Below are 16,978 nucleotides of genomic sequence, written 5' to 3' on the forward strand. Positions count from 1 at the left end.
CTAACTTAACTTCTTGCCTTCATGCGGATACGGGCATCATAAAAGAAGGAAAGTTATGCCTACAGTCTCCCGGGATTTTCCCGCACAGCCCCATTTGGATGTTCCTAAAAAACAAGCGCGCGAACTGCTCACGCAGTCCAAGGCAAAATCATCGGATGCCCTTGATCGCGTCCGCCGCCGACATCCTCGTTTTCAACCTGCCGATGATGATGCTATCTGCACTCGTATAAAGTTGAGCGACGCTCAATTGGTCATCGCCAGGGAATACGGTTTCTCCTCCTGGACACAGCTCAAACAGCGCATCACAGGCAACACTGCGGCGCAACTGATCGACAAAGCGATACGCGCTGGTGATGCCGCGGGCGTCAGGCAATTGTTGAGCGCTTATCCCGAACTATTGGATGTTCCGGTTGTAAGCGGCAACTGGGGCCCCCCCATGAGCCACGCCGCCAACCTGGGTCGCCTGGACATGGTCAAAACCATCGCAACACTGGGCGCCAAAGACTTCCAGCACGCGTTTGACCGCGCACTGCTGCATGGCGATATTGACATCGCCCGGTGGTTACTTGAACAGGGTGCCACACTCACCCCCGGGATCATCATGGGCTCCTGCGAAACCCTGAACGAACGGGGCTTTGGGTTCCTGGACGATGCGGGCGTTCCATTGACGGATGAGAAGGGTGATCGATTGGCCCCGCTTGCCATGGTGCTCGAAACGTACAGTCGCCATCCGGAAGGCAAGCACGCCATTTTACAACGATTCAGGGCAAGAGGCTATGAATGGCCGGATACGCCGGTGATGGCTTTCCATTGTGGTGACCTGGACCGGCTCAAAGCGCACCTGCAAAGCGATTCACAACTGGTTCACCGTCGATTTGGTTATCGCGAAATCTATCCACCCATATTGGGTTGTGCGGACGATCTTCGGTCAGGGCTGCACGGTACGCCGATCGACGGGACCACTTTGCTGCACCTCTCTATCGATTTTGATGAACGCGAGATCTTCGACTGGTTGCTGGAGAAGGGGGCGGATGTCAATGCTGCGGCTACTATTGACGGGGAAGGTTTTGGCGGACATACGCCGCTATTTAGCGCTTTGGTGAGCGTGGCGTATACGAACGGCAGACAACGGGATGCTTATATGGTTCGCCGGTTATTAGCGCTTGGCGCGGATATCCAAGTGAGGGCAAGCCTCAGAAAGTTCCTTGATTGGGTGGACGAGCCCCGGTGGCACATAGCCAAAAATGTGACGCCGGTCGAGTGGGCCACTGGTTTCCCGGAAAAGAGATGGGTGAACCAGGAAGCATTAACTTACACTTCATGAAAACCGCCACCTACATTCTAGCCACGCTTCTATCCTACCTGGCCATAAGCATGGGCACCTACCTGATGATCAGGATGGCGATCGACTACGCATCCTTTAAAACGGATATCCATTTCCTGAAATTCAAACAAGACTACATCGGCATTCCCCTGTGGCGCGCGGCGTTCTATACCCATGTGTTTAGCGCCGTCCTGGCCTTGGGTGCGGGCTTGACGCAATTTTCAGAACATGTGTTAAAAAATCACCGGCGGCTGCACAGGACCGTTGGATGGTTCTATGTGGTCACCATTTTGGTGGTCAACTTCCCTGCCGCCATGGTCATGGCGTTTTACGCAAATGGGCTGTTGCCTTCGAAGATCGCTTTCACGATCCTGGATTGTCTTTGGTTCTGGTTTACCCTTAAGGCCGTGTTGGCCGCCCGGGATAAACGGTTTAAAGAGCACAAACAATACATGATCCGCAGCTACGCACTGACGTTTTCGGCCATTACCTTGCGGACCTGGAAGATCATTCTTGGATACGTCTTTCACCCGGACCCGCTCCATCTGTATATGATGGACGCCTGGATGGGTTTTGTGCCCAACCTGCTGGTGGCGGAGTTGCTGATCCAGACTAAAGGGCTAACGCTCTATACGCATGTTCGAAATAATCAGGTAAGACAACACCACAAAGATCACCGCAAAACTGCCGATCATGGTCACGATGTGCCATACGCGCACATACCGGTTTCCGGATTTGGTCAGCGTACGGCGTACCCCACCGGCGATGGCGTAGGAGGCCCAGCCGATCAGGAATAGGTATACGGCAAGGATGGCGTAGAGGAGGAAGTCCATACAGAAAGATACCAAATAAAAAGCGGCCCGGGAACCCCCGGGCCGTTTTATTCCGCCTTCCAAAACCGGTAAACCTCTTCCTCCATCCCCTGTCTTTCATCCAGAATGAGTGTGCTCAGCCGGGATCGTGAAGCAAGCCTTTCCATCTCGCTTTGTTCGCGAACGTAGTACGCATGGACCTCTTCGGCCGTGCCCCCGTACCGGTGCTGATAGTGGGACAAATATTCCGGCGCCGCCCCACGATCCACAATCAGCCGCTGCCACAAAGTCTCCGGCGCCGCCTTGAGAAAGACCATGCGCACCTCCCGGCCGGAGAGATATTGATCGATATAGGATAATTCCGCCCAGCTAAGGATGCCCGGGCGAAAAGCCTGGGTAAGATGGAGCGTGTCGATGAGTCCAAAGACGGTGAACCATCGGCGTGGCTGGAGTGGGGGTGCGGAAATATCGATTACCCGCAGCAGGCGTCGCAGGTGTTCGCGGCACGCCCTTTTGCCCGGGACGGTGTCAAGGTCGGGGGAGGCCAAAGGGAAATAGGTGTGTGCCTGGCTCAGGTGGAAAAGGGTGCGGGGCCGCTCGTCTTCGAGCACGTGCCTGTCGAGCAAACGCCGGATCAGGCTGGATTTACCGGTCCCGCTGGTCCCTTCCACGAGCAAGATATGTGTATTCATAGGTTAGCAACGGTCAGCCTTCGTCCTCCGCAAACGTGAGGACATAGTTGTTGTTATCGATGATGGAGAACTCGGTCGCTCCATAGAATGTTTTTTGCAACCCATGGACGATGGTTACCTGGGGTGAAATACGGTCGAAGAGCGCGCGGATGCCTTTGACATTGATATAGAACAAAAGGGACCCGCCGTCTTCCCGGCGCACGGCAGGCAGTGTGTCGGCCAGGCTTTCAAAGGACTGGAACATAAATGTCACACTACCGGCGCGCATCATGGCCCATACCAGGGGACCTTTCCCGGCGTCAGGCACGGTCATTTGAAGCTGAAAGCCAAGGCGCTCATAAAAGTCGATGGTGGCGTGCATGTCACGTACAAACAGGTTGGGAGAAAGGGATTCCATAGTTGTATTTTGAGGTGAAACAGGAGGACCAAATTACTAAATATTTTAGCAATTGATGTAAATATTTTTAGCAAAGTGGACCTTACCTTTGCGCGGGTCGGAGGACCCTTCAAAAACATATCATACTCATGCTTTTATCCATTATTATTCCGGCCTACAATGAAGAACGCACGATTACAACGATCCTGGAGAAGGTCGCCTCCGTGGCGCTGATCCAGGATATTCGTAAAGAAATTATCGTGGTCAATGACTGCTCCAAGGACGGCACGGAAGGGGTGGTTCTATCCTATATAAATGCCCATCCGGCTGCCGGCATCCGTTATGTCAAGCATGAGAAGAATGGGGGCAAAGGCGCGGCGATCCACACCGGCATCCGGGAAGCCACCGGCGATTATATCATTGTACAGGATGCCGACCTGGAGTACGACCCTGCGGAATACAACATCCTTCTGAAACCCATTACCGATGGTTTTGCGGATGTGGTGTTCGGCAGCCGTTTTATGGGGGGCAACGCTCATCGTATTTTATTCTTTTGGCACAGCATCGGAAACGGCTGGCTGACCTTCCTCAGCAATATGTTTAACAACCTGAACCTGACCGATATGGAGACTTGCTACAAGCTCTTCAAAGCGGAACACCTGAAAAAGCTCGACCTCAAGGAAAAGCGCTTCGGGTTCGAACCGGAGGTCACGGCCAAGATCGCGAAGATTCCAAAGATCAGGATATACGAAGTAGGCATCTCCTATTATGGGCGGACCTATGAGGAAGGGAAAAAAATAAACTGGAAGGACGGTCTGCGGGCTTTGTATTGTATCGTGAAGTATGGGCTGAGCAGCTAAGGGCGCCACAGGCGCCCTGCCCGAAGGGCCATCATTGGCGGTGTTGCGGCGGCGGACTAAATTGTCCGCTTAGTCCGCCGCCGCAACTCAAAAGACTTCGCCCAGGTTTACCGCAAACCCACTGGAGCCGTCCATGCCGACTCCATAGTCTACACAGATATTGGCACCGGAGTGTTTATTAAGCTTTAACCGGATGCCGGCTCCGCATCCGGGCTCGATGGTATTGTAACGGGAAGCCAGGTTCCGTTTGAAGGACTCCGCATTACCAAAAACCACTATCCCAAAAAGACCGTTCCGGGAAATCGTAAGGCGGTCTTCCACCTCCAGGTAAGTCATGTCGTTCCCGCGATAGCGGCCTTGTATGTACCCCCTGCCAGTATTGAAATTGTCGTCCCAGCCAGTGGAAGGAAGAAGCAGGTATGGCGTCTTCTCGCCGGCCGTCAGCCAGTTAAAGCTCCAGAGGGCAAGGATGTTCCGGTGATTCCTGGACAAGGAAAAATATTTCCGGAGGTCGATCTGCATCATCGTAAAATTGGCGTCGCTGCCCAGCCACGTAAAGCTGGGATGAAACACCACGTTGGCATAAAATCCATTGTACGGGTTGACGGGGTTCGCCCGGGAATCGAAAACGACCCGCGCCGCCGGCCCCACGGAGGTTTCGGTTTTTGTAAGACCGTACTTTTGGAAACTGGTGACAATCCCCTGGGGCGGATCCACTTCCACGATGTTCCAGAAATAGTCGTAGTAAAAACCAAGCCCGGCGTATAGATTTTTGGCAACGGCCCTCAGGATCGAGGTGTGCAATTTTATGTAGGAAAAGTCAATGGTATACCCGTCGGAATATTGTGTATGCCCTCCCAGGCCAAAGGTGGTGGAGGGATATTTCATATACCGCCAGTCGGCGATGATGTTGTACTTGTTGCCCCTTGTCCAGATGTCGGCGACGATGGGGGCGATGATCTGGTTGTATTGGGAATAGGTAATGCTGGTGGCTATGTCGGATATTTTGGCCAGCGAATCGCCGGTGGAAAAAGCAAGGTTATCGCTCAGCACGACGGCAAAACCTGTTTGCAGGGTGTAGCCTGCGGCGGGAAAAGGGGCATTATGAAATTTGCCCTCGTCCCGGCGCACGGTTTCCGAATTTCCGGCGACCCAATGATAGACATCGATCAGGTCTCTTTGCGGAGGATCATTTACCGTGTCAGCGTGTTTCAGGGAATCCACCGTCTGTCCAAAGCTCCGCCAGGGGAAAAGAAGAAGGTATAAGCAAAGAATTATATACGTCCTCAAGTTGGTAGTTTATATGTTATTTCTTCCTAATTTGTCGCGCGTTCGCGCACACCAGCTTTCGTAGGGAATATAGGACGATGTTCCTGCGCAAGGGTTTAGTGACGCAGGCTTTCCTTTTTGACGGAAAGTGCAATTTCTAAATTTTCTGTCTTCGTACCTTTAGCATTTTTGGTAAAAAATCCCCAAATATTGTTTCGCAACTTCCATATTCAACTCCTCCTGCGGTACCTGCTGATCTCGGTCGTGCTGGCGGGGAGCGTCCTTTTGTTTGTATATACGGAGCTGTATTTCACCGCCTCCGCCCTTTTCCTCATCGCCGTGCTGCTGGGGTATGGTATCCAGCTGTATATGCGCCGCCTCGGCCGGGACATCGATCACTTTATAGAGGCGGTCAAGACCAGGGACCACGCGGTTTATTTCAGCCCCAAAAAATATGGAGGCCCCTTCCAGCGGCTTTTCCATTCCTTTAATGACGTCCTTCAAGCCCACAAGACGATCACTATCGAACGGGAGTCGGTTTTCCAGCTCCTGAAAAGCGTCATGGAACGGGCGCCCTTCGGGGTCATCACCGTCGCCAGGAACGCGCTGACGGATACGCAAGGCAAGTACCCCATCCTTTTTATAAACGCCGCCGCCTATCGCCTCCTGCAGATCCCCGAATACCACTACTGGTACCGGCTGGCTGCCCACGTGCCCGACTTTGTGCAGGAGATCCTGCCCATCACCTCGGGGGGCAAACGATTTACGGAAAAATTCATCAACGGGAGCAAGGTCCTCCTCTCCCTGGAAACGGAAGTCATCCGTCTTGTACAGGAGGAATACCTCATCATCACCTTCCAGGACATCAAAGAAGAAGTCGAGCAAAAGGAAATGGAGGCCTGGAACAAACTCATAGAGGTCATGACCCACGAGATCCTAAACTCCATCACCCCCATCTATACCCTGGCGGGAACAGTAAAGGACATGATGGATGCGAAGGGGATGAACCTGGATGCGGAAGACCTGGAAGACATGCGGCTCGCGGCGGGCACCATCAAACGGCGGTCGGACGGGCTCATGAACTTCGTACAAGACTACCGGATGGTGGCGGAAGTGCCCACACCCCAACTGGAACCCTGTACCGCGGAAGAGCTGTTCACCGGTATACGGACCCTGATGAAACCCCTGGCCGACCAGCAAGGCGTCGCCCTGGAAGTCGTTTCCCTCCCCGGGCGGAACCAGCTCCTCATCGACCTGAAGCTCATCGAACAGGTCCTGATCAACCTGATCACCAACGCGATCTACGCGACCAAAGAGCGGCCTCACCCGCGGATCCTGATCCAGCTCCGCAAGGAAGAGGAACGCTATTTCATCGACGTCATCGACAACGGGAAGGGCATACCGCCCGCGATCCTGGACAAGATCTTCGTCCCGTTCTTCACTACCCGTTCGAACGGGTCCGGGATTGGGCTCTCCATCTCCCGAAACATCATGAAGCTCCACAAAGGGAATCTCGACGTTTACTCCGTCGAAGGTCAGGAGACACGGTTCACACTGTCTTTCTAAAACCGGTCCCGTCGCCTCCACTCTTGCCTCTAACGACGCCCGGGTGGTCCGAGGGGGGGGTAGGTCCATTTTACTTCTTTTCCGCAGAGGTTAAAAGCGCTCGCCGTCGTTCGGGTCTTCTGCGGAAAAGAAGTAAAATGGACCTACCCCCCCTCGGACCACCCTAGCACGCCAAGGTGCAACGTCCCGCAAATAAACTCTCAGGGCGCCGCGAGCAGCACCTGCCAGGCGGCGGCGACGCGGCCCTCGGAGAGAAGCGTAGCGGCGTACCGGTGGAGTTCGCGTTCCATTTCGTCGGGGGAGACGCTGAAATAGAGGATGATGTTTTTTAAGCGATCGTCCTCGAAGGAAGGATCGATACGGGGGAACTCGTGGACGTTGGCCAGTTGGCCGAGTTGATTGCCTGTTAGAACAGTGCTTAACCGGATGGAGGGCGGAAGCGCATCCACGCCGATACCGGTGTGTATGTTGGGTTTCTCCACGATAATGAGATTGTCCGGGCGGACCGCCGAGTACCAGTCGCCGCCGAGGCGGGCGACGTGGTGGAGTTTGCGCTGGTCGATCATTCCTTTGTCGTCCAGGATCTCGTCGGCGATGTGCATGCACAGGACCTCGCAGATTACGAGGTTGCCGGCGCCGGGTTCGGAACCCAGCGACTTTACTTCTACAACGCGGCATTCGAGACGGACCTTACTCTCGCGAACCATCGGTGGTTTAACGCGCGTAGCGGGTTCTTCGGTGAAACCGGCTTTGAGGAATTCGTTTACGCCCCGGGGGTAGTCGCAGCTGGCAAGGCTTACCTGCTGGACCATGTCGAAGTCGACGATGTTGATGACGACTTCGGGGACCTCCAGGACGTTTTCAAGGGTGTGTTTGGTGGTGTTGTCCCGGACCCGGCGGGAGGGCGAAAACACGACGATGGGGGGCGTCGTGGAAAACATATTGAAGAAACTAAAAGGGCTCAGGTTGACGTGACCGGAAAGGTTGACGGTGCTGGCAAAACAGATGGGGCGGGGTGCGATTGCGTGCTGGAGGTATTGCTGCCGCAGCGGGATGGATATGGACTGGAGGTCGACGAGCATATTATTTTTTGATGGCCAGGAGGGAAAAGTCGTCTTCCTCGCGGACGATCGTGTTGGTCAGGGTACCCAGACCTTCGATTTCCATTTCTACCACGTCGCCTTCTTGAAGCCATTGTTCGGTATATCCCGGGTCTTGTAGTTTTCCCGTGCCGTTGAGCTCCAGGAGGCAACCGGTACCGACGGTGCCGCTCCCGATCACGTCACCGGGGTAGAGGGTTACTCCGTAACTGGCGCGCTCGATCAACTCCGCAAAGGTCCAGGCCATGTCCGCGAGGTTTCCGCGGCTGAGCTCGACCCCGTTGACCTTGCAGGTCATGGCCAGGTTGTAGGCGTGACCGGTATGACCGGGAGGCGGGGGTACCCGGTAGGAGTCGAGGTCGTCGGGGGTCACGAGGTAGGGCCCGAGGACGGTGGCGAAATCTTTTCCTTTGGCGGGTCCCAGGTTGAGCAACATCTCTTCCATCTGGAGGGTCCGTGCGCTCATATCATTCATAATCATAAAACCACCGATATAATTGTCGGCCTCCGCGGCGCGGATATTTCGTCCCTCCTTACAGATCACGATGGCGCATTCCAGCTCGAAGTCGAGCTTGGCAAAATGGTCCGGCATACAGGAGATGTCGCCGGGTCCGAAGATCGCGTTGTGGTTGGTATAATAGAATACGGGGTATTGATCGAATTCCGGGATCATGGGTACCTTCCGGTTACGCCTGGCGGCTTCCACGTGCTGGCGGAAAGCATAGCCGTCCCTGCAAGACGTGGGGTGTGGTACCGGGGCCATCAGCGCGGCGCCCGCCAGGGGGGTCGCATTGCGCTGGCTGATCCGGCCCTCCCGGATCATGATCGGGGCCCCCGATAAAAAGGGGAAATACTCGTCCCAATATTGCAACAGCATGGACATGGTGTTGGGAAGCTCGGGGTGGAGTCCATCCATGTCGTACAACCATTGATCTACCAACAGGGCGGCTTGTTCGTGGCCGTCTTTTATATACGAGACGAGTTGCATGGGGCTCGGTTTTTGAAGGTCCAAAGTAACACAATATTCTTCCTAACTTTGTCATTATTAGAAAAACCTCCCCAGCATGAAGTTTGAGAAGATCCATAATAAAGGGCAGGCCCGTCTTTTTCAAAACCAGTACCTGGAGGTGCTTACCAAGACGCATCCCCTGGTCATCTGGGGGATGTACCTTCCGCTGATCGTCTTCATGTTGTATTTTAGCCACCACCGGGCCGGGTTTTCCTGGGGGGCGACGGTGGGGATCTTTGTTTTTGCCATGTTTTTCTGGACCTTGTTCGAGTACGTCATGCATCGGTTCGCCTTCCATTTCGTCAGCGAACGGCCCCGGGTCCGTAAGTTTGTCTACATCATGCACGGCAACCATCATGAATTCCCCAGGGACAAGGAACGGCTTTTTATGCCCCCGGTCCCCAGCCTTATCCTGGCGGCGTCGATCTTTAGTGTCCAATATTTGCTGCTGGGGCACTATGCCTTCCCCTTTTTCCCCGGCTTTCTTTTAGGGTACCTCTTGTACGGCAGTATGCACTACGCCATCCACGCCTGGAACCCGCCTTTTCCCTGGATGAAGCCTTTGTGGCGGAACCACCACCTGCATCATTACAAAAATGACGACCTGGGTTTTGGCGTCAGCACTTCCTTTTGGGACCGTGTGTTCGGCACCACCTTTACGGCAGTTGATCATTCTGCACCTTCAGGTGCCCTGAAGCCGAATCCAGAAAAACATTGTTAAAATCCTGGGTCGCGCGCATGCCCGTCCCGGAGTACGCCTGGGTCGCGCGGTGGACCTCCACGTAGTGATGGGTATAGAACCAGCCGGTGTTTTGGTCCCAGTAAAGATCCTCGCAATAGATGGTGTCCTTTTTGACAAGGTTGATGATCTTGACGTGGTCCCGCAAGTAGACCTTGTTCATGTTCTCATAATAGACACCGTAGCGCGCATCTAAAATGCTTTCGATATTGAGGAGAGAGTCGTAGAAGTCGCAGTGAAGCGAACGGGGGAAAACGATCCTTTGGGTATCTTGTTGGTAGCGGAGCATATAGGGCGCCAGCAGCCGGGCTTTCATCTTACCCCCCTGGCTCATATACGCGTCGATGCCATGGGCCTCCTCCGGGGTCTGGGTCCGGCGGCCCAACGCAGCAACCTTTTGCATATCGTTCTCACAGGCGCACAGGAGCAACAACCCGAGGACGCCCACCCACCAATGTTGTGTTACCATCGCCGTAAACTTACATTATATTCCATTGACCGATGGTATAAAGTCCCTTAAAAACCAGGTCGGGGTCGATATGGACCGGTTGTGTCAGGTGGGTGGAAAAAAACAGGGTGTCGCCGCCCGTCATGACCACCTCCAGCCCCTTGTACCTGTCCTGGTAGGCCCCGATCACGCCATCCACTTCTTTGGCCATGCCCAGAAGCACCCCGCTCAAAATATTGGTCCGGGTATCGGAACCGATCAGCGGATAGTTCCAGTCGGCTTCCACAAGGGGCAATTTGGCGGTATAATGGTGCAGGGATTTGAAACGCATCTCCATGCCCGGTGAAATGCTTCCCCCCAGGAATTCACCGTATTTATCGACATAGTTGTACGTAATCGCGGAACCAAGACCGATGACGAGGAGGTGGACCCCGGGAAAGCGGGTAAGGGCGGCGGTCATCATGGCCAGACGGTCGGCCCCGATGGTCTCCGGTTTACCGACCGGTGTGCTGAGGGGGAGGCGGCTCAAATGGCTTAGGACGTGGAGCCGGCCATGAGCCCTGAGCAACGTTTCCAGCTCGGGGTGGTGGTGTACCACGGAGGCGAGCACCATTTTATCCGGTGTGTACTCGTCGAGGAGCGGCCGGATGACGGAGGGTTCATCGGAAACGAGCACCCGGGTCTCCGTGAGCCGCCCGTCGATAAAAACCCCGCACTTGAGACGGGTATTGCCGAAGTCGAAGCAAAGGACGGTTTCCATGGGCTTAGAATTTGAGACCGGGCAATTGTTTGAAATGCCCGTTGAGCTTTATCTTATCCTTGAGGGCTTCCATTTCCGCCAGGAGTGGAAGGACTTTGCCCAGGTGCCGTTTGATGTATTCCTGGCGCTGGATCTCCCGGGGGAGCTGCAGGAACTCGTATTCCTCTTCCAACGAAAGCCCTACATGGTGGGCGATGTCATAGGTGACGAGGTGCAGGTCTTCCTTGGTAAAGGTTTTCCGCACCTGGAGGAACTCATGCAGCTCCCGGATGCGTTGTACGAGCACCTGCATCAGTTCCCTGTTTCCGTCATCCTGGTTCTCCTGATAGTTGACGATGGCGCCGCTGTATAGTTTCTCGGGGACTTCGCGGATCAGCTCCAGGACGCGGAAGACTTCCATACCTTCGGTCCTGATATCCATTTCCCCCGAGTCGTACACCTTGACGATGTTCTTAACGGTGACGGTAGTACCGTATTCCGCCACCGCGTCGCCGATGACGGTAGGAATGCCAAAGGGCTTTTGCTCCTCGAAACATTCGTTGATGAGTTGTCTGTAACGGGGTTCGAATATATGAAGGTTCAAATGCTCACCGGGAAAGACGACAATGGATAATGGAAATATGGGAACAAACCGTGTCATAGGAGACAAAGTTGAACTTTTTTTTGAGAAAACCCTATCTTGGCGCGTATGGAGAAATTATCGGTGGTGATCATCACCTTTAACGAGGAGGATAATATAAGACGCTGTATCGATTCGGTGGGCTCCGTGGCGGATGAGGTGGTGATTCTGGATTCGTTGTCCACGGATAAGACGGTGGCCATCGCGGGAGAAATGGGTGCGGTGATCTACCAGCAGGCATTTGCGGGATATACCGCGCAAAAAAACAAAGCCCTGGACCTGGCTTCCTTCCCCCTGGTGCTTAGCCTGGACGCGGACGAGGTCATAGACGAACGGCTGGCGGCCTCCATCCGGGACGTCAAAGCCGGGGCCCGGGCGGCCGGTTATACCATGAACAGATGTACGAACTACTGTGGGAAATTTATCCGTCACGGCAGTTGGTACCCGGACCGGAAACTCCGGTTGTTTGACAAGAATAAGGCCCGGTGGGCGGGGTTGAACATCCACGAAAACGTCGAATTGCTGGAACCCGGGAAAACGGAACACCTGGAGGGCGATATCCTTCACTACTCCTACAACGCACTCGAAGAACACATCACCCAAAACAACAAGTTTAGCACGCTGTCGGCGGAGGCGTACATGGCCGAGGGGAAAAAAGCGGGTTGGGGTAAGATGCTGTTCAATCCAGCCTGGGCTTTCTTTCAGGGCTATGTACTCCGGGCGGGTTTCCTGGACGGATTCCACGGTTTGGTCATCGCGGCCAATGTGGCCCACCTCACCTTTATGAAGTACTACAAACTGTACGCACTCAACAAAGGAATCCCTGTCAAACCTTCTTGAGTGCCGCGCGCAGGCGTTTCCAGGTCATCTTCAGGCGAAGACCCGGTCCGGGTGTGCTATCAGGAGCCGGTCCCGTATACACGCTTCCTCTCCGGAGCATTTGTTTGGTCAGGTAACTGGAAGAAACCCCCCATTTCTGGACAAAAGTTTTCTCTCCGTCGTTGGGCACGATCCGCCCGAGGGACTTGCTCATGAAGTGATACACCCGGCTCCGGGCGACACCCCTGAAGTGACGGACACCCATGGTCCAAAGCTTCATGGAAAAATCGGGGTCGGAATACAACCCCGGGGAAAACTCGATGCTATAGCCCCCCACCAGATCCCAGACATCCCGGTGGACGATATTGGGGGGCCAGGTAGCGCCCATCCAATCCTCTTTGGGCGTGTCGGCAAAATGCGCGAGCAGGTCGGCTTCGCGAAAGTCCGCCGCGGAGGATCCGAAGTCCCCGACGAGAACGCTGGGATTTCCGGTGGCCCTGGGTTCGATCATCGTGGCCGACAAAAAAAACCAGGGATGCCCGATGGCCCGTACTTCTTCCATCAAGGCGGTGTCCCAGCCGGGACAGACATACATGTCGTCGTTGATGTATACGATATATTCCCCCTTCGCCAGCGTACGGGCGTGGTTGAGGGCGTAACAGATACCAATATTGGACCGGCTATAGGTATAGTCTATATCATTCTGACTGTCAAGCCATTGTAGGGTCCCGTCGGTGCCTTCGTTGACGTGTACGACGATCTGGAAAGGGAGGATTGAATGCCGGCGGATGCTGTCGATACACAGCCGGAGATAGTCGAGGTTATTCCAGGAGGGAATAAGTAAGGTAAGCAGTGGAGTGGTGGAGGAAGGCCGCTGAACCAGCCGCGGGCTGATATGACTAGTGATTTCCATATTCATTTTTCCACCAGCGGTACCCGATAAAGCCCATCACGCAAAAGGGGATGGCCATGAGGTAAAGGATAGCGGCGTTGAGGGATTTGGCGGGTTTCTCACCCAGTTGCTGGGCGGTACGGGTACAGATAGAACACTGCGCCCGGGCGGCGGGTGCGGCCAAACCAAGACACACGATCAGCAGCAGGAGGGCAAGTCCAGCACGCATTTTCCGTATGGGGGTAAACCGGGGCATGTTGCAAAAATACTAACTTTAGCGCCTCATCCCTTGACTTCATGAATTTTTTGCCCGCTAACAAAACCCTGCTTGGTTTTTCCCTCTCGATCGTCCTCATTTTATTTGTAGGGATCACCTCCTATCTCACGATCCTGAGATACGACGACAATGCCGGATGGGTCAACCACACCCATGAGGTGATCAGCAATATCAACGAGCTGGACCGCCGGATTACCGAAACGGAGGCGACGGGCAGGGCGTATCTTCTGTCCGGGGACGACCGGTTCCTGGTCCTTTTCAACGACGCGGCCGTGCACATCGAATTTTTGCAAGACCGCTTCCGGGAAATGACGATGGATAACTTCTACCAGACGCGGAGGATCGATTCGCTGAGACCCCTTCTTGCGGAACGTATCGGGTTCATCCGTAAAAGGATACAGATCCGCCAGGCGGGGACGCTCGCGGACGTGCTTGCCCAGACGGACATGCACTATGGGCTGGCGCTCCAGGCGGCGGTGGATGTCCTCATCACCGAGATGCGGGAAGACGAAGAGCTCCTGTTGACAGAGCGGAACAAAAAGATGGATGCCAGCAAACTGGGCGCCTTGCTCACCGACGTCGGGGGTACCCTTGTCGGCCTGGCCGTGGCCCTCGCCCTGCTGTGGTACATCATGCGCACCTTTGCAGAACGGGAACGGGTCAGGGCAAGTCTCCAGGAATCCAACGAGTCCCTGGAGAAAGTGTCGGAAGAGAACCAGCGCCGCAACTGGCTGCTGACGGGGGCTTCCGATCTCAACACCCGGCTTAGGGGGGAAATGAGCCTGGCGGCCCTGGCCCAGGAGGCCATCAGCGAGCTTTGCACGCGGGTGGGCGCCCAGTTAGGGGCGTTGTATGTCATGAACGAGGAGACCAAGATCCTCCAGCTGGCGGGGTCTTTTGCTTATCCCCTGCCCCCCGGACCCGCCCCCGAATTTGCATTAAGGGAAGGGTTGGTGGGCCAGGCGGCGTTTGAAAACCGGCCCTTGTCGGTGGATGGCCTTTTGAAAGACCGGTTCCGGGTCCGGACCGGTTTGGGCGACCTGGCGCCCCGGTTTATAGAAGCATGGCCTGTTGACCACGAAGGGATCACCGCGGTGGTGGAGCTGGGTCTGGAGGAGCCGCTGGCCGGTTCGAGGGAGGAATACTTCCGGCTAATATCCAAAGATATTGCCGTCGCCATTCAAATGGCGGTGTCCCGGACCCGGCTAAACGAACTCAACGACCGGCTGCAAAGACAGGCGGAAGAGCTCCAGCTCCAGCAGGAAGAACTCCAGGCCACCAACGAGGAGCTGACCCGTCAGTCCGAACAGCTCCAGGCCTCGGAAGAGGAGCTCCGGGTGCAACAGGAAGAGCTGATGCAAGCCAACCTGCAACTGGAGGAAAAGGCGCAACAGCTCAAGGAGAATGTAGAGGCCCTGGAAATCGCCAGGCGGGAGATCATGAACAAGGCCGAGGAAGTGGAGCGGAACAGCCGCTACAAAACCGAGTTCCTCGCCAACATGAGTCACGAGCTCCGGACGCCGCTCAACAGCATCCTTATCCTGGCCAAGCTGCTCTCGGAAAACAAGGACACCAACCTCACCGACAAACAGGTCGAATACGCGGGCGTGATCCACAAATCCGGTCAGGACTTGCTGACATTGATCAACGACGTGCTCGACCTTTCCAAGATAGAGGCGGGCAAAGCCACGGTATCCCTTGCACCGGTCCCGGTTACGCAATTGCGTACCGACATGGTGTCGGTGTTCCGGGAAGTGGCCGAGGCGGGTCAGATCCAATTCACGACCGACATCGACCCGCTTTGTCCAAAAGAAATATATACCGATAAGGATCGCCTGGAACAGATCCTCAGGAACCTGTTGTCAAACGCCTTTAAGTTTACCCATGAGGGCGGAACGGTCCGTTTGCACATCGCTGCGGTCAACCCCCAAACCGTCGCCTTTCGCGTGACCGACAGCGGGATCGGCATCCCGGAAGGGCAACAGGAGGTCATCTTCGAAGCCTTCCGCCAGGCCGATGGTTCTACCAACCGCAAATACGGAGGAACGGGGCTGGGGTTATCGATCAGCCGCCAGCTGGCCGCCATGCTGGGCGGGTCGCTCGATGTGGAAAGCGTTGCGGGCAAAGGCAGTACGTTCAGCCTCCTCCTGCCCGTAGTGTTTACGCCAAAACTGGAGGACTCCGGGACCATACCTGACCCTCCGGCTGTGGGAGAGGAGCCCTTGCTGGCCGGTAAGGTTCTCCTGATCGTCGAAGACGATCCCGTATTTTCCAATATTCTCCGGGACTTTGCCCGGGACAAAGGCTACGAAACCGTGCTCGCGTCAAGGGGAGACACCGCCCTGCAATATGCAAAGGCCTATCTGCCCACTGCCATCTTACTGGATATACAGCTCCCGGTTGTGGACGGCTGGACCGTCCTCAAACGGCTAAAGGCGGACGCCGCGACCCGGAGCATCCCCGTACACGTCATATCGGGGTTTGATGACCGGGCCCGGGGAATCGAAATGGGCGCCATCAGCTTTATCCACAAACCCCTGGGTAAAGACGACCTGGACGGGGTCTTCAGCGCTATATCGGCGTCCGGTCCTTCCACCGTCAAAAAAGTGCTTATTGTGGAGGACGACGCCGTGCAGTGGGAATACCTGGACCGTATCCTCAGGGAAAAGGAAAGGGACATCACTTGCGTGCATGCGGCAGACGGCGGGCAGGCCTTGCAACGCGTGGGGGAAGATATCTTCGACTGTATCATCGTCGACCTCACCCTCCCCGATATGAGCGGGTTCACCCTCCTGGAACACCTGGAAAACAGCGGCCTTCCGTCGAAAACAAAAATTATCGTGCATACCGGCAAGGACCTGGACAAGGAAGATGCCCTGCGTCTGCGGCGCTTTACCAATACCATCGTCCTCAAAGGGGGCCGTTCCCACGAGCGCCTCCTCGACGAGGTGGCGCTGTTTCTCCATAAAGTGGAAGAGAAAAACGGGGACGCGCTTTCCCGTCCACACTGGAACATCCCTTCCGGGGACGACGTCTTGAAAGGGAAAAAAGCCCTGCTCGTGGACGACGACATGCGCAACGTGTTTGCTCTTTCCGCCACCCTCCAGGAACATGGGCTGGAGGTCGTCGTAGCCGGGGATGGGCGCGAAGGGCTGGATCGCCTGGCGGATCAACCGGGGATCCAGATCGTCCTGATGGACATCATGATGCCGGAGATGGATGGGTACGAAGCCATGCGCCATATCCGGTCCGATAAAGCCCTGATGGGTCTGCCCATCATCGCCCTGACCGCAAAGGCCATGAAGGATGACCGGGAGAAATGTATCGCCGCGGGGGCATCGGATTACATCACAAAACCGGTCGACATAGACCAGCTCCTGTCGCTTATGCGCGTATGGTTGTACAATAGCCTGTAA

17 protein-coding genes are annotated in these 16,978 nt (G+C 55.4%); 7 read left to right on the plus strand and 10 right to left on the minus strand.

All coding sequences use genetic code 11. The annotated features are described in order from the left end of the window. Window positions 1-55 precede the first annotated feature (55 nt). Window positions 56-1,324 carry an ankyrin repeat domain-containing protein gene (locus EDB95_RS04130; protein ID WP_133990857.1) on the plus strand — a complete coding sequence of 423 codons (1,269 nt, stop codon included), beginning with the start codon at window positions 56-58 and terminating at the stop codon, window positions 1,322-1,324. Beyond that, entirely contained in the window at window positions 1,321-2,121 is an 801-nt protein-coding gene (locus EDB95_RS04135; protein ID WP_133990859.1) for a DUF2306 domain-containing protein, read from the plus strand. The genes EDB95_RS04130 and EDB95_RS04135 overlap by 4 nt, the downstream gene beginning before the upstream one ends. 83 nt (window positions 2,122-2,204) lie before the next feature. Here EDB95_RS04135 and EDB95_RS04140 read toward each other — a convergent pair whose 3' ends face one another. Next, window positions 2,205-2,828 carry a P-loop NTPase family protein gene (locus EDB95_RS04140; RefSeq protein WP_133990861.1) on the minus strand — a complete coding sequence of 208 codons (624 nt, stop codon included), beginning with the start codon at window positions 2,826-2,828 and terminating at the stop codon, window positions 2,205-2,207. A 13-nt stretch (window positions 2,829-2,841) separates the two neighbouring features. Then, window positions 2,842-3,225, minus strand: coding sequence for a VOC family protein (locus EDB95_RS04145; RefSeq protein ID WP_133990863.1), 384 nt, complete (start codon window positions 3,223-3,225; stop codon window positions 2,842-2,844). Between the two features lie 128 nt (window positions 3,226-3,353). Between EDB95_RS04145 and EDB95_RS04150 the strand changes: the two genes are divergently transcribed. Further along, window positions 3,354-4,064 (plus strand): glycosyltransferase family 2 protein, encoded by a 711-nt coding sequence (locus tag EDB95_RS04150; protein ID WP_133990865.1) that lies wholly within the window; start codon window positions 3,354-3,356, stop codon window positions 4,062-4,064. 87 nt (window positions 4,065-4,151) lie between these two features. On the opposite strand, the gene EDB95_RS04155 is transcribed toward EDB95_RS04150, so the two are convergent. Further along, window positions 4,152-5,354 carry a BamA/TamA family outer membrane protein gene (locus EDB95_RS04155; RefSeq protein ID WP_133990867.1) on the minus strand — a complete coding sequence of 401 codons (1,203 nt, stop codon included), beginning with the start codon at window positions 5,352-5,354 and terminating at the stop codon, window positions 4,152-4,154. A 189-nt stretch (window positions 5,355-5,543) separates the two neighbouring features. Here EDB95_RS04155 and EDB95_RS04160 point away from each other — a divergent pair, with 189 nt between their 5' ends. Beyond that, window positions 5,544-6,899 carry a sensor histidine kinase gene (locus EDB95_RS04160; RefSeq protein WP_133990869.1) on the plus strand — a complete coding sequence of 452 codons (1,356 nt, stop codon included), beginning with the start codon at window positions 5,544-5,546 and terminating at the stop codon, window positions 6,897-6,899. Window positions 6,900-7,099: 200 nt separating this feature from the next. Here the strand turns inward: EDB95_RS04160 and EDB95_RS04165 are convergent, their stop codons facing one another. Beyond that, window positions 7,100-7,981 (minus strand): flavin reductase family protein, encoded by an 882-nt coding sequence (locus EDB95_RS04165; protein ID WP_133990871.1) that lies wholly within the window; start codon window positions 7,979-7,981, stop codon window positions 7,100-7,102. 1 nt (window position 7,982) lies between these two features. After that, window positions 7,983-8,987 carry a fumarylacetoacetate hydrolase family protein gene (locus EDB95_RS04170; protein WP_133990873.1) on the minus strand — a complete coding sequence of 335 codons (1,005 nt, stop codon included), beginning with the start codon at window positions 8,985-8,987 and terminating at the stop codon, window positions 7,983-7,985. A 76-nt stretch (window positions 8,988-9,063) separates the two neighbouring features. Here EDB95_RS04170 and EDB95_RS04175 point away from each other — a divergent pair, with 76 nt between their 5' ends. Further along, window positions 9,064-9,729 carry a sterol desaturase family protein gene (locus tag EDB95_RS04175; RefSeq protein ID WP_133990875.1) on the plus strand — a complete coding sequence of 222 codons (666 nt, stop codon included), beginning with the start codon at window positions 9,064-9,066 and terminating at the stop codon, window positions 9,727-9,729. Here the strand turns inward: EDB95_RS04175 and lptC are convergent. The 3 genes from lptC to EDB95_RS04190 are packed head-to-tail and all read right to left on the minus strand — an operon-like array spanning window position 9,665 to window position 11,595. Next, on the minus strand, window positions 9,665-10,216 hold the full coding sequence (lptC, locus tag EDB95_RS04180) for an LPS export ABC transporter periplasmic protein LptC (RefSeq protein WP_133990877.1): 552 nt from the start codon (window positions 10,214-10,216) through the stop codon (window positions 9,665-9,667). The genes EDB95_RS04175 and lptC overlap by 65 nt on opposite strands. A 10-nt stretch (window positions 10,217-10,226) precedes the next feature. Beyond that, window positions 10,227-10,955: a type III pantothenate kinase gene (locus EDB95_RS04185; protein WP_133990879.1), complete on the minus strand. Its 729-nt coding sequence runs from the start codon at window positions 10,953-10,955 to the stop codon at window positions 10,227-10,229. Between the two features lie 4 nt (window positions 10,956-10,959). Next, window positions 10,960-11,595 carry an LON peptidase substrate-binding domain-containing protein gene (locus tag EDB95_RS04190; RefSeq protein WP_133990881.1) on the minus strand — a complete coding sequence of 212 codons (636 nt, stop codon included), beginning with the start codon at window positions 11,593-11,595 and terminating at the stop codon, window positions 10,960-10,962. 48 nt (window positions 11,596-11,643) lie between these two features. On the opposite strand from EDB95_RS04190, the gene EDB95_RS04195 reads away from it, so the two are divergent. Beyond that, window positions 11,644-12,414, plus strand: a complete 771-nt coding sequence (locus EDB95_RS04195; RefSeq protein WP_133990883.1) for a glycosyltransferase family 2 protein — start codon at window positions 11,644-11,646, stop codon at window positions 12,412-12,414. Here the strand turns inward: EDB95_RS04195 and EDB95_RS04200 are convergent. Then, the gene (locus EDB95_RS04200; protein WP_133990885.1) at window positions 12,401-13,306 is read right to left on the minus strand and encodes a glycosyltransferase family 2 protein; all 906 of its coding nucleotides are present in this window, start codon (window positions 13,304-13,306) and stop codon (window positions 12,401-12,403) included. The two genes, EDB95_RS04195 and EDB95_RS04200, sit on opposite strands and share 14 nt — an antisense overlap. Beyond that, window positions 13,293-13,514 carry a preprotein translocase subunit SecE gene (locus EDB95_RS04205; RefSeq protein WP_133990887.1) on the minus strand — a complete coding sequence of 74 codons (222 nt, stop codon included), beginning with the start codon at window positions 13,512-13,514 and terminating at the stop codon, window positions 13,293-13,295. The genes EDB95_RS04200 and EDB95_RS04205 overlap by 14 nt, the downstream gene beginning before the upstream one ends. A gap of 77 nt (window positions 13,515-13,591) precedes the next feature. Between EDB95_RS04205 and EDB95_RS04210 the strand changes: the two genes are divergently transcribed. Further along, entirely contained in the window at window positions 13,592-16,978 is a 3,387-nt protein-coding gene (locus EDB95_RS04210; RefSeq protein ID WP_162852476.1) for a response regulator, read from the plus strand.

It is taken from the genome of Dinghuibacter silviterrae (genome assembly GCF_004366355.1).
GTDB classification, from domain to species: domain Bacteria; phylum Bacteroidota; class Bacteroidia; order Chitinophagales; family Chitinophagaceae; genus Dinghuibacter; species Dinghuibacter silviterrae.

What these genes read in the sequence shown, in the direction of transcription:
- EDB95_RS04130 (WP_133990857.1), top strand. Translation starts at nt 56, where the DNA reads ATGCCTACAGTCTCCCGGGATTTTCCCGCACAGCCCCATTTGGATGTT.
- EDB95_RS04135 (WP_133990859.1), top strand. Translation starts at nt 1,321, where the DNA reads ATGAAAACCGCCACCTACATTCTAGCCACGCTTCTATCCTACCTGGCC.
- EDB95_RS04140 (WP_133990861.1), bottom strand. Translation starts at nt 2,828, where the DNA reads ATGAATACACATATCTTGCTCGTGGAAGGGACCAGCGGGACCGGTAAA.
- EDB95_RS04145 (WP_133990863.1), bottom strand. Translation starts at nt 3,225, where the DNA reads ATGGAATCCCTTTCTCCCAACCTGTTTGTACGTGACATGCACGCCACC.
- EDB95_RS04150 (WP_133990865.1), top strand. Translation starts at nt 3,354, where the DNA reads ATGCTTTTATCCATTATTATTCCGGCCTACAATGAAGAACGCACGATT.
- EDB95_RS04165 (WP_133990871.1), bottom strand. Translation starts at nt 7,981, where the DNA reads ATGCTCGTCGACCTCCAGTCCATATCCATCCCGCTGCGGCAGCAATAC.
- EDB95_RS04170 (WP_133990873.1), bottom strand. Translation starts at nt 8,987, where the DNA reads ATGCAACTCGTCTCGTATATAAAAGACGGCCACGAACAAGCCGCCCTG.
- EDB95_RS04175 (WP_133990875.1), top strand. Translation starts at nt 9,064, where the DNA reads ATGAAGTTTGAGAAGATCCATAATAAAGGGCAGGCCCGTCTTTTTCAA.
- lptC (WP_133990877.1), bottom strand. Translation starts at nt 10,216, where the DNA reads ATGGTAACACAACATTGGTGGGTGGGCGTCCTCGGGTTGTTGCTCCTG.
- EDB95_RS04185 (WP_133990879.1), bottom strand. Translation starts at nt 10,955, where the DNA reads ATGGAAACCGTCCTTTGCTTCGACTTCGGCAATACCCGTCTCAAGTGC.
- EDB95_RS04190 (WP_133990881.1), bottom strand. Translation starts at nt 11,595, where the DNA reads ATGACACGGTTTGTTCCCATATTTCCATTATCCATTGTCGTCTTTCCC.
- EDB95_RS04195 (WP_133990883.1), top strand. Translation starts at nt 11,644, where the DNA reads ATGGAGAAATTATCGGTGGTGATCATCACCTTTAACGAGGAGGATAAT.
- EDB95_RS04200 (WP_133990885.1), bottom strand. Translation starts at nt 13,306, where the DNA reads ATGGAAATCACTAGTCATATCAGCCCGCGGCTGGTTCAGCGGCCTTCC.
- EDB95_RS04205 (WP_133990887.1), bottom strand. Translation starts at nt 13,514, where the DNA reads ATGCGTGCTGGACTTGCCCTCCTGCTGCTGATCGTGTGTCTTGGTTTG.